This is a genomic window from Craurococcus roseus (assembly GCF_039523795.1).
GTDB classification, from domain to species: domain Bacteria; phylum Pseudomonadota; class Alphaproteobacteria; order Acetobacterales; family Acetobacteraceae; genus Craurococcus; species Craurococcus roseus.
This window is the reverse complement of sequence record NZ_BAAAFZ010000111.1, coordinates 1-11,449: the sequence shown is the minus strand read 5'-3', so window position 1 is coordinate 11,449 and position 11,449 is coordinate 1. Positions and strand designations below refer to the sequence as shown.

Below are 11,449 nucleotides of genomic sequence, written 5' to 3'. Positions count from 1 at the left end.
GCCGCCCTGGCGATGCGGGGGATGCCCGGCTTCGGCGCCGGCCAGGATGACGATATGCTTGCGGAAGGTGAGGACGCTTCGACACCGGCCCCGCGCCTGCTCTAGGCTCCGGCCCCATGTCGCTCGCCCGATCGCAGCCCAGCCCCGACGCGCCGCCCCTGCATACGCCGCCGCTGCAGCCAACGGTGGGCGACGCGCCTCGCGGCATCACACCCGCTTCGCCGGAGCGCTTCATCAACCGCGAGTTGTCCTGGCTGGATTTCAACACCCGCGTCCTGGAGGAAGCGGCCAACCCTCGGCACCCACTGCTGGAGCGGCTGCGCTTCGTCGCCATCTCGGCCTCCAACCTCGACGAATTCTACTCCGTGCGCGTGGCCGGGCTGATCGGCCAGGAGCGCGCGGGCGTCACCACGCCCTCGCCCGACGGCCGCACCCCGGCGCAGCAGCTCGCCGCCATCCACGACCGGGCGGGCGCCCTGCTCGCGGCGCAGCAGGCGGAGTGGCGGCGGCTGCGCGGGCTCCTGGCGAAGGAGGGCGTCTCGGTCTGCGACCCGGCGGGGCTGTCCGACGCCGACCGCGCCTGGCTCCAGGACCTGTTCATGGAGCGGGTCTTCCCGGTGCTGACGCCGCTCGCCGTGGACCCGGCGCACCCCTTCCCGTTCATCAACAACCTCGCGCTCTGCATGGTGCTGAAGCTGGTGCGCGAGGAGGACGGCGGCACCATGCGGGCGCTGCTGCCGCTGCCGCCGCAGGTGGAGCGCTTCGTGCGCCTGCCCGGCGGCGACGGCAAGGGCATCCGCTTCGTGCTGCTGGAGGACCTGATCGCGCTCTGCCTGGGCCGGCTGTTCCCCGGCTTCATCGCCGCCGAGCGCGGCCTGTTCCGCCTGATCCGCGACACCGACGTCGAGTTCGAGGAGGAGGCCGACGACCTCGTCCGCTCCTACGAGACGGCGCTGAAGCGCCGCCGCCGCGGCCGCGCCATCCGCCTCACCGTCACCGCCGACACGCCCGCCGACATGGTGCACTACGTGGCGGAGGAGCTGGACGCCGAGCCCTCCGGCATCTTCACGGTGGACGGGCTGCTCGGCATCGTGGACCTGCGCCAGCTCATCGTGGACGACCGGCCGGACCTGCTGTTCACGCCCTACACGCCGCGCTTCCCCGAGCGCATCCTCGACTTCGCCGGCGACTGCTTCGCGGCGATCCGCGCCAAGGACATCGTGGTCCACCACCCCTACGAGTCCTTCGACGTGGTGGTGCAGTTCCTGCGGCAGGCGGCGCGCGACCCGAACGTGGTAGCCATCAAGCAGACGCTCTACCGCACGAGCCGCGACAGCCCCATCGCCCGCGCGCTGATCGAGGCGGCGGAGGGCGGCAAGTCCGTCACCGCCATGGTGGAGCTGAAGGCCCGCTTCGACGAGGAGCGCAACATCGCGCTCGCGCGCGAGCTGGAGGCGGCGGGCGTGCAGGTGGTGTTCGGCTTCGTGGAGCTGAAGACCCACGCCAAGGTGTCGCTGGTGGTGCGGCGCGAGGGCGGCGCGCTGCGCTCCTACGCGCACTACGGCACCGGCAACTACCACCCGGTCACCGCGCGGATCTACACCGACCTCTCGTTCTTCACCGCCGACCCGGCGCTGACGCGCGACGCGGCGCGGCTGTTCAACTACATGACCGGCTACGCCCGGCCGGAGAAGATGGACGCGCTGGCCTTCTCGCCGCTGACCGTCCGCTCGACCCTGCTCGACCTCATCGGCAAGGAGATCGCCTTCGCCAAGGAGGGCAAGCCGGCCGGCATCTGGATCAAGATGAACAGCCTGGTGGACGAGCAGCTGATCGACGCGCTCTACGCCGCCAGCCGCGCCGGGGTGAAGGTGGAGGGCGTGGTGCGCGGCATCTGCTGCCTCCGGCCCGGCGTGCCGGGGCTCTCCGAGAACATCCACGTCCAGTCCATCGTCGGCCGCTTCCTGGAGCACTCGCGCATCTGCGTCTTCGGCAACGGCCACCGCCTGCCGAGCCGCCGGGCCAAGGTGTTCATCTCGTCCGCGGATTGGATGGCACGGAACATGGAATGGCGCGTTGAAACGCTGGTGCCGGTGGAGAACCCCACCGTCCACGCGCAGATCCTGGACCAGATCATGGTGGTGAACCTGAAGGACACGGCGCAGAGCTGGGACCTGATGCCGGACGGGTCGTGGCGCCGCGACGAGCCCGGCCCGCAGCCCTTCTCCGCCCATGAGTACTTCATGACCAACCCGTCCCTGTCCGGCCGCGGCAGCGCCCTCGACCCATCCGGGCGCCGGCCCACGGCGCCGAAGCGGCTGCGGCCCAACCGCGTTGCGCAGGACTGACGCGGCGGGTGATGGACACGCCGGAAGTCCTTTGGCCCAGCCTGGCCCGCCGGGCCGGCGAAACCCGGCCGCCGCGCTGCGGCGTCGTGGACCTCGGCTCCAACTCCGTGCGCCTGGTGGTGTTCGAAGGGCGGGGCCGCAACCCGCAGGCGATCTTCAACGAGAAGGCGGTGCTCGGCCTCGGCCGCGGCCTGCAGAACTCCGGGCGGCTGAACGAGGACGCCATCGGCCTCGCGCTGACGGTGATGGGCCGCTACGCCGCCATCGGCCGCGCCATGGGCGCCGACCCGCTGGAGGTGCTGGCCACCGCCGCCGTGCGCGACGCCTCCAACGGCGCCGAGTTCGTGCAGGCCTTGCAGGGGCGGATGCCGGACGTCCCCATCCGCATCCTGTCCGGCCACGAAGAAGCGCGCTTCTCCGCCGATGGGCTGTTCATGGGCTTCCCCGGCGCGGACGGCGTGCTGGGCGACCTCGGCGGCGGCTCGCTCGAACTGGTCCGCCTCGCCGGCGGGCGCGTGCTCCGCTCCGCCTCCCTGCCGATCGGCGCCATCCGGCTGGCCGAGCGCGCCGGCGGCGACCCGGTGCGCGCCCGCGCCGTCGCCGAGGAGGAGCTGGCGAAGCAGCCCTGGCTCGCCGGCGCGCAGGGGCGCGACCTCTACCTGGTGGGCGGCGCGTGGCGGGCGCTCGCGCGGATGCACATCGCGCAGACCAACTACCCGCTCTCCATCGTCCACCACTACGTGCTGCGGCGGGAAGAGGCGCGCGACCTGACCGGCGCGGTGATGTCGGCCTCGCGCAAGACGCTGGAGAAGATGGCCGGCGCGCCGCTCAAGCGGCTGGGCGACCTGCCCTTCGCCGCTGTCGCCATGCGCCGCCTCCTACGCGCGACGGGCGCGGCGCGCGTGGTGTTCTCCGCCGCCGGGCTGCGCGAAGGCTGGTACGCGGCGCTGCTCGACGAAGCGGTGCGGGACGCCGACCCGCTGCTCTCGGCCTGCCGCGAGATGGCGCTGAACTGGGGCCGCGACGCCGGCCTGCCGCCGGGGCTGGTGGAGTGGACGGACCCGCTCTTCCCCGACGAGGCGCCGGCCGACCGGGTGCTGCGCGAGGCCGCGTGCTGGATCTCCGACCTCGGCAGCCACGACCACCCGGAGTACCGCGCCGAGCAGGGCTTCCTGCGCGTGCTGCGCCAGCAGGGCATCGGCCTCGACCACCACGCGCGCGCCTTCCTCGGCCTGGTCGCGGCGCTGCGCTACGAGGCCGACCCGGCCGCGCCCTTCCTGGCGCCCGCGCGGTCGCTGCTGGACGCGGCGACGCTGCGCCGCGCCGAGGTGCTGGGGGCCGCGATGCGCCTCGCCTACACCCTCTGCGGCGGCACGCCCGCGCTCCTGGCCGGGACGCGCCTGGAGCGGCAGAACGGGCGCTTGGCGCTGCGGCTGTCGGAGGGCACCGGCGTCTTCGCGGGCGACAGCGTGTTGCGCCGGGTGGAGACGCTGGCCGCGGCGCTCGGGCTGGACCCGGCGGTGGAGGTTTCGGGCGGCTGAAGCCGATCGCCGGTCCCGCGCTCCGGCTGGATTCCGGTAGTGTTGTACCTGGAACAGGTGCATGATGGCCGGGCTCGCGCGTCAGGGAAGCCCCGAGGACAGCGAGGAGGCTCTGCCATGAACATGCGGCCAGATCCTACCTTCTACGCGTCGCCGAGACTCGCGATGGAAGCGCCGGCGGAGGACTTCGCCTACACCCTGTTGCTCTGCCCCGACGCCTCCAAACCCGATGCGCTCGCCGTCATCGACACGAAGCCCGGCTCCCCGACGTACGGCCGGGTGGTCCACACGGTCCCGATGCCGAACACGGGGGACGAGTTCCACCACTTCGGCTGGAACGCCTGCTCGTCCGCGCTGTCGCCCCTGACCGGCCACGCCTTCCTCGAACGGCGCTATCTGATCATCCCCGGGCTGCGCTCCTCGCGCATCTACGTCGTGGACACCAAGCCGCGCCCGACCGAGGCCAAGATCCACAAGGTCATCGAGCCCGAGGAGGTCTTCAGGAAGACCGGCTACTCGCGCCCGCACACCGTCCACTGCGGCCCGGAAGGGATCTACGTCAGCACGCTGGGCGGCGGCGGCAAGGACGGCACAGACGGTCCGCCCGGCATCTTTGTCATGGATTGCGAGACCTTCGAGGTCCTCGGCCGCTGGGAGATCGACCGCGGGCCGCAGACGCTCCATTACGATTTCTGGTGGAACCTGCCGCGCGACTACATGGTGTCGAGCGAGTGGGCGCTGCCGCCGCAGTTCGAGAACGGCATCGTCCCCGAGGACCTGCTCGCCAACAAGTACGGGCACCGCGTCCACTTCTGGGACCTGCGCGCCCGCCGCAACGTGCAGACGATCGACCTCGGCGCCCACCACCAGATGGGGCTGGAGGTGCGCCCCGCGCACGACCCGGCCAAGGAGCACGGCTTCCTCGGCGTCGTGGTGGACACCACCAACCTCGAAGGCTCGATCTGGACGTGGTGGCGCGAGGGCGGCGCGTTCCGCATCGAGAAAACGGCGACCATCCCGCCCGAGCCGGCGCCCAAGGAGCTGCTGCCGCCGCTCCTCCAGGGCTTCGGCGCCGTGCCGCCGCTGGTCACCGACATCGACCTCTCCATGGACGACAGGTTCCTCTACGTCTCCTGCTGGGGAACCGGCGAGATGCGGCAGTACGACGTGTCGGAGCCCAGGGAACCGAAGCTCGCGGGGTCGGTCCGCATCGGCGGCATCGCGCGGCGCGCGCCGCACCCGAACGGCAAGGCCTTCGCGGGCGGCCCGCAGATGGTCGAGATCAGCCGCGACGGGAAGCGCGTCTACTGGACCAACTCGCTCTACTCGACGTGGGACGACCAGTTCTACCCCGACGGCGTGCCTGCGGCGCAGGTCATGGCCCGGGCCGCGCCGGGTGGCGGCCTCGAGTTGGACGGCGATTACTGGGTAGGGTTCCCCGACGGCTACCGGGCGCACCAGATCCGGCTCGAAGGCGGCGACTGCTCGACCGACTCGTTCTGCTACCCCTCGGTGTGAGCCTTGGACGGCGCCGATTGGACGCCGGCCGGCCTCTGGCTCGCGGTCGTGGCGAGCGGCCTCTACCACGGGGCCAACCCGGCGATGGGGTGGCCGCTCGCCGTGTCGGCCGGCCTGATGGAGAGGCGTTCCCGCGCGCTCCTGGGGGCGCTCGGCTGGCTCGCGTTCGGGCACCTGCTGGCGATGCTCGTGGCGATGGTGCCCTTCGCCCTGCTGGCCGCGCTGTTCGCGTGGCGGCGGGAGGTCCAACTCGGCGCCGGCGTCCTCGTCGTCGGATTCGGCGCCTTCCAGCTCGCTCGGCGGCGCCACCCGCGGGCCCTAGCGCGGATCCGGCCGACGCGGCTCGGGCTCTGGTCCTTCGCCATCGCCGTCGCGCACGGCGCGGGCCTGATGCTCGTGCCGATCTACCTCGGGCTCTGCCGGCCTTCCGGCACGGACCGGGGGCATGAAGCGGCGGGGATGCTGATCGGCGCCGAGCTGGGCACCGCGCTGGCCGTCTCCGTCGTCCATGCCGCCGCGATGGTCGCCGCCGCCGGGCTCCTGGCGTGGCTGGTCTACCGCCACCTGGGGCTGAAGTTCGTGTCGCGGAGCTGGTTCAACCTGGATGCGGCCTGGGCGGCGAGCCTCATCCTCGTTGGCACGCTCTCGCTCGCAGCCAACGCCACGCAACCGTGACCGCCATCGGCGCGCGCCTTCGAGTCCGCCGTCGACCCGCCCTCTGAGCGCCTCCATGCCGCCGTCCGACGCATTCGACGGCGGACGCCGGTAGCGCCCGGCCCGCCGGCACCGCTACAACCCCCGGATGAACAACACCGAATTGCTCGACCTCGCCGCCGGCCTCGCGCGGAAGGCCGCCGCCGCGATCGAGGCGGTGAAGCGCGCCGGCTTCGTGGTGGAGCGCAAGACCGACGAGAGCCCCGTCACCGAAGCCGATCGCATCGCCGAAGCCCTGATCGTGGAGGGGCTGCGCGCCGCCGTGCCGGACGTGCCCGTGGTGGCCGAGGAAGAGGTGGAGGCCGGCGTCGCCCCGGCCGCGTCCAAGGCGCGGCGCTTCTGGCTGGTGGACCCGCTGGACGGCACCAAGGGCTTCGCGGCCGGGAGCGGGGAGTACGCGGTGTGCATCGGGCTGGTCGAGGAGGGCCGGGCGCTGCTCGGCGCCATCGCCCTGCCGGCCACGGGCGAGTTGTTCGGCGGACTCCTCGGCGCCGGCGCGTGGAAGGAGGCGGGCGACGACGGCCCGCGCCGGCCTGTCCGCGTGCGGCCGGCGCCGGAAGGGGGGATCGTGGCCCTTGTCAGCCGGCGCTACGCGGACGACCCGCGCCTCGCGCGCTTCCTGGCGGGACGGCGCGTGGCCGAGCGGCGCGGCCTGTCCTCGGCGCTGAAATTCTGCCGCGTCGCGGAGGGCGAAGCGGACCTCTACGCCCGCTTCGGCCCCACGATGGAGTGGGACAGCGCCGCCGGGCAGGCGATCGTGGAAGCGGCGGGCGGTGCGGTGGTGGACCTCGGCAACGCGCCGCTGCGCTACGGCAAGCCGGGCTGGCGCAACCCGGACTTCGTCTGCCACGGCGGGGCATGACGACGACCCGCTTGCTGCCCGCGTCGGCGGTCGAAGAAGCGGCGGCGCTGCTGCGCGCCGGCGCGCTGGTCGCCTTCCCGACCGAAACGGTGTACGGCCTGGGCGCAAACGCGACGGATGGCCGCGCGGTGGCCGCGGTCTTCGCCGCCAAGGGCCGGCCGCGCTTCAACCCGTTGATCTGCCACTACCCCGAGGCCGAGGCCGCCTTCGCGGACGCGGCGCCGGACGAGCGGGCGCGGGCCCTGGCGGAACGCTTCTGGCCAGGCCCCCTGACCCTCGTGCTGCCGCGCCGGCCGGGATGCCGCGTGGACCTGCTGGCCGGCGCCGGCCTCGACAGCCTAGGGGTGCGCGTGCCCGGCCACCCGCTGGGGCGCGCTTTGCTGCGCGCCGCCGGCGTGCCGGTGGCGGCGCCCTCCGCCAACCCGTCCGGCGCCGTCAGCCCGACCACGGCCGAACACGTCTTGGAGGGCCTGGGCGGGCGCATCGCCGCGGTGCTGGACGGCGGCCCCTGCCCCGTGGGCGTGGAGTCCACCGTGCTGGACCTCACCGGCGAGCGGCCCGTGCTGCTCCGGCCCGGCGGCGTGCCGACGGAGGCGATCGAGGCGGCGCTGCCCGGCCCCCTGCTGCGCGCCGGCCCGTCGGAAGGGACGGCCGCGCCGCGCGGGCCGGGGATGCTGGCCTCGCACTACGCCCCGGCGCTGCCGCTCCGCCTCGGCGCGATCTCGGCGGACGCGGACGAGGCGCTGCTCGGCTTCGGCCGGCGACTGCCCGCCGGCGCGGCCGTGGCCTGGAACCTGTCGGACTCGGGCGACCTCGCCGAAGCGGCCTCGCGCCTCTTCGCCGGGTTGCGCTGGCTGGACGCGGAGGGCGCGCGCCTCGGCCTGCGCGGCATCGCCGCCATGCCGGTGCCGGATACCGGCCTCGGCGCCGCCATCAACGACCGCTTGGCGCGGGCGGCGGCGCCCAGGACGCCGCTTTAGGCCTCCCCGACGCAGTCCAGCATCGCCGCCTGCAACGCCTCCGCCGGCGCCTTGCCGCCCCACAGGACGAACTGGAAGGCCGGGAAGAACCGCTCGCACTCTGTCAGCGCGATGTCCACCATGTCCTCCAGCGATTCGGCGGAGGCGCCGGGGGCGCCGCGCAACAGGACGGAGTGGCGGAACACCGGCACCCCGTCCTCCGAGTCGATGCCGAAGTGCCCGATCCACAGCTTGTCGTTGGCGAGCGCCAGCAGTTCGAAGAGCTTGGTCCGCGCCTCGGCCGGCACCTTCAGGTCGAAGGCGCAAGTGAAGGACATGGCGCTGATCTCGTGCGACCAGGAAAAGTGCAGCCCGTAGTCGCACCACTTGCCCGGCGCCTCGGCCGCCATCTCGCTGTCCGAGCGGCGGTCAAAGGCCCACTCGTTGGCGGAAACGATCTGTTCGAGGACATCGAGGGGGTTGGTCGCGCGCTCTAGTTCGCGGAGCTGCAAGCCGGACATCGCGGCACCTCCTCTTAGGTCAGGGCCGCCGCCATTCCGAGACACCGAGTCTTGGGTGAATCGGCCAGCGGCAACCACCACCTGTAGACTACCCGGCGATGCAACGCCGGAGCAAGGCTTGAGGTTGCGCCGTCGTGCGCCTCATAAACCGTCAGGTGCCGCTTCCGTGCGCGCCTCCGGGGGTAGGGCCGGCTGCGGAGGAGGCGCGACCGGCGGTTGCGCCGCCGCGGCGAGCTTGGCTTCCAGCGCCGCCACACGCGCCTCCAACGCCTCCTGCCCTTCGCGGGCGCGGCGGGCGACCTCCAGCGCGGCGTCCAACTCCTCGCGCTTCACGAGGTCGAGCCGCTGCACCAAGGCCTCCACTTGGCTGCGGGCCGCGGCCTCCACCTCGGCCCGGACACCGGCCAGGGCGGAGAAGGCGCCGCTCGCCACGCCGGCCAAGTCATCGAACAACCCGCCGCCCCGCTTGCCGCGGCCGCCCTCGCCGCCGCCCCCCATGCCGGGGCCGCCCATCCCAGGGCCGCCGGTGCCGCCGCCGCCTGTCGTTCCGCTCATCCGTCCTGTTCTCCCGTGGCCGCAGCCGACGCCGTTCCGCCCTCGCTTCCCAAGCCCAAGGCGCGCGGCCTATACCCCGCGCCGCTCGGCACGGGGGGATGGTCCGGTTTTGTATCTGGTCACGGGCGGCGCTGGTTTCATCGGTTCCAACCTCGTGGCGGCGCTGTGCCGGCGCGGCGCCGAGGTGATGGTCGCCGACCGGCTGGGCGACGAGGGCAAGTGGCGCAACCTCGCCCACCACCCGGTCGCCGGCGTGCTGCCGCCGGAGGAGCTGGGCCGCTTCCTCGCCGCCGAGCCGCCGCTGACCGCCGTGCTGCACATGGGCGCGGTCAGCGACACCACCGTCACCGACGGCGACCTGGTGGCCGCCACCAACCTCATGCTGCCGCTCCGGCTGTGGGAGCTGTGCGCGGCCCGCGGCGTGCCCTTCCTCTACGCCTCCTCCGCCGCGACCTACGGCGACGGCTCGCAGGGCTTCGACGACGACATGGCGCCGGAGCACCTGGCGCGCCTCCGGCCGCTCAACCTCTACGGCTGGTCCAAGCACGCCTTCGACCGGCGCGTGGCGCAGCTCCTGGCCCGCAAGCGGCCGGCGCCGCCGCAATGGGCCGGGTTGAAGTTCTTCAACGTCTACGGCCCCAACGAATACCACAAGGGCCGCATGGCCAGCGTCGTGTTCCACAAATTCAACCAGATCCGGGGCGGCGAACCGGCGACCCTGTTCCGCTCCGACCGCCAAGGGATCGCCGACGGCGACCAGCGGCGCGACTTCGTGCACGTGGACGACTGCGTCTCGGCCGTGCTCTGGCTGCTGGAGAACCCGCAGGTCTCCGGCCTGTTCAACGTCGGCTCCGGCCGCGCCCGTTCCTTCCTCGACCTGACGCGCGCCGTCTTCGCCGCGCTGGGCGAGCCGGAGCGGATCGAGTTCGTGGACATGCCCCCGGAGCTGCGCGGCCGCTACCAGTACTTCACCGAGGCGCCGCTCGACCGCCTGCGTGCCGCGGGCTTCCCCGCGCAGACGACGCCCCTGGAAGAGGGCGTGCGCCGCTACGTGCGGGACTTCCTCACCGCCGAGGACCCGCACCGCTGATGCCGACGCTCCTCGCCATCCCCTTCCCCGCCATCGACCCGGTGCTGGTCGAGATCGGGCCGCTGGTCATCCGCTGGTACGCGCTGGCCTACATCGCGGGCATCGTGCTCGGCTGGCGCCTCGCGCGGCGGCTGGCGACCCTCAAGCCGGTGGCGGCGACGCCGGAGCAGATCGACGACTTCGTCACCTGGGTGACGCTCGGCATCATCCTCGGCGGACGGCTCGGCTACGTGCTGTTCTACCGGCCCGGCCATTACCTCTCGAACCCGCTGGAGGCCCTCGCCGTCTGGCAGGGCGGCATGAGCTTCCACGGCGGCGCGATCGGCGTGATCCTGGCGATAATCCTCTTCGCCCGCCGCCACCGGCTCGACATGCTGGCGCTGGCCGACCGCACCACGGCGGTGGTGCCGATCGGCCTGTTCTTCGGCCGATTGGCGAACTTCATCAACGGCGAGCTGTGGGGACGCCCGACGGACGTGCCCTGGGCCATGGTCTTCCCCCACGCCGGCCCGGAGCCGCGCCACCCGAGCCAGCTCTACCAAGCCGGACTCGAAGGCTTGGCGCTGTTCGCGCTGCTCATGGCGCTGGTGTGGAACCCGGCGATCCGGGCCAAGCGCGGCTTCGTCGCCGGCGCGTTCCTGGCGGGCTACGGCGTCGCGCGGCTGGTGGGCGAGTTCTTCCGCCAGCCGGACGCGCACCTCGGCTTCCTGTTCGCGGGGGCGACCATGGGGCAGTTGCTGTCGGTGCCCATGGTGCTGGTGGGCGCTTGGCTGATGCTGCGGGCGCGGCCGGCGCGAGGGGAGGCAGTGGCCTGACGTGTAGAACGGCCCTCAACCCGCGTGCATCTGTAAACCAAAGCCATGCCCATCCACGACTGTAGAAGGTAATCCGCTTTGGCGAGTATCTCGCTCAACTGTCCGCACTGCCGAACTCAAGCAGCCGCCTTCCAAGGCTCTCATTTCATGTCACAGCCTCAACAGGACAACACGCATTCAGCGCTGCTACAATGCCAGGTGTGCGGAGAGTGCGTTGTCGCCAAGTTCACCGACGGGCGCTTTGCCGGCTGGAATAAGGGGGTTTACATAGGATTACGCCTCGAGCCGGTTGAGGTGTGGCCGCAGGAGGTTGCGCCTGAAGCTCCCCAGCACGCGCCCGGCAATGTGCGCAGCTACTTTCTACAAGGGTTGGACAATCTCCAACGTCGCAACTTCGACGCAGCGGGAACTATGTTCCGTAAGTCTCTCGACATCGCTTTGAAGCGCCTTTGCTCTGTTGAAAGGCTCACGCCGGATCGGCGAGGAGCATGAGGTTGTGGGTGACGACGCGCAGGACGAGTTCGCG

Annotated in this window: 10 protein-coding genes; 8 read left to right on the top strand and 2 right to left on the bottom strand. The window is 72.4% G+C overall.

The features are described 5' to 3' along the window. Positions 1-116 precede the first annotated feature (116 nt). The 6 genes from ABD067_RS24980 to ABD067_RS24955 all read left to right on the top strand — a co-directional run bounded on the left by ABD067_RS24980 (position 117) and on the right by ABD067_RS24955 (position 7,963). On the top strand, positions 117-2,348 hold the full coding sequence (locus ABD067_RS24980) for an RNA degradosome polyphosphate kinase (protein ID WP_408871598.1): 2,232 nt from the start codon (positions 117-119) through the stop codon (positions 2,346-2,348). Positions 2,349-2,359: 11 nt separating this feature from the next. Next, on the top strand, positions 2,360-3,889 hold the full coding sequence (locus ABD067_RS24975; protein WP_343898138.1) for a Ppx/GppA phosphatase family protein: 1,530 nt from the start codon (positions 2,360-2,362) through the stop codon (positions 3,887-3,889). Positions 3,890-4,006: 117 nt separating this feature from the next. Next, the gene (locus ABD067_RS24970; RefSeq protein ID WP_343898137.1) at positions 4,007-5,407 is read left to right on the top strand and encodes a selenium-binding protein SBP56-related protein; all 1,401 of its coding nucleotides are present in this window, start codon (positions 4,007-4,009) and stop codon (positions 5,405-5,407) included. Positions 5,408-5,410: 3 nt separating this feature from the next. Beyond that, the gene (locus tag ABD067_RS24965; RefSeq protein WP_343898136.1) at positions 5,411-6,082 is read left to right on the top strand and encodes a hypothetical protein; all 672 of its coding nucleotides are present in this window, start codon (positions 5,411-5,413) and stop codon (positions 6,080-6,082) included. A gap of 127 nt (positions 6,083-6,209) precedes the next feature. Continuing rightward, positions 6,210-6,983 (top strand): 3'(2'),5'-bisphosphate nucleotidase CysQ, encoded by a 774-nt coding sequence (gene cysQ / locus ABD067_RS24960; RefSeq protein ID WP_343898135.1) that lies wholly within the window; start codon positions 6,210-6,212, stop codon positions 6,981-6,983. Then, positions 6,980-7,963, top strand: coding sequence for an L-threonylcarbamoyladenylate synthase (locus tag ABD067_RS24955; RefSeq protein ID WP_343898134.1), 984 nt, complete (start codon positions 6,980-6,982; stop codon positions 7,961-7,963). Before cysQ ends, ABD067_RS24955 begins: the two co-directional genes overlap by 4 nt. Here ABD067_RS24955 and ABD067_RS24950 read toward each other — a convergent pair. Then, complete coding sequence (locus ABD067_RS24950) at positions 7,960-8,463, bottom strand: type III secretion system chaperone family protein (RefSeq protein WP_343898133.1); 504 nt, start codon at positions 8,461-8,463, stop codon at positions 7,960-7,962. The genes ABD067_RS24955 and ABD067_RS24950 overlap by 4 nt on opposite strands. Before the next feature lie 141 nt (positions 8,464-8,604). Continuing rightward, complete coding sequence (locus tag ABD067_RS24945) at positions 8,605-9,018, bottom strand: accessory factor UbiK family protein (RefSeq protein ID WP_343898132.1); 414 nt, start codon at positions 9,016-9,018, stop codon at positions 8,605-8,607. A gap of 109 nt (positions 9,019-9,127) precedes the next feature. On the opposite strand from ABD067_RS24945, the gene rfaD reads away from it, so the two are divergent. Both rfaD and lgt read left to right on the top strand, forming a co-directional pair. Further along, positions 9,128-10,108 (top strand): ADP-glyceromanno-heptose 6-epimerase, encoded by a 981-nt coding sequence (gene rfaD, locus ABD067_RS24940; RefSeq protein WP_343898131.1) that lies wholly within the window; start codon positions 9,128-9,130, stop codon positions 10,106-10,108. Further along, positions 10,105-10,923: a prolipoprotein diacylglyceryl transferase gene (gene lgt / locus ABD067_RS24935; RefSeq protein WP_456305266.1), complete on the top strand. Its 819-nt coding sequence runs from the start codon at positions 10,105-10,107 to the stop codon at positions 10,921-10,923. Before rfaD ends, lgt begins: the two co-directional genes overlap by 4 nt. Positions 10,924-11,449: the final 526 nt, after the last annotated feature.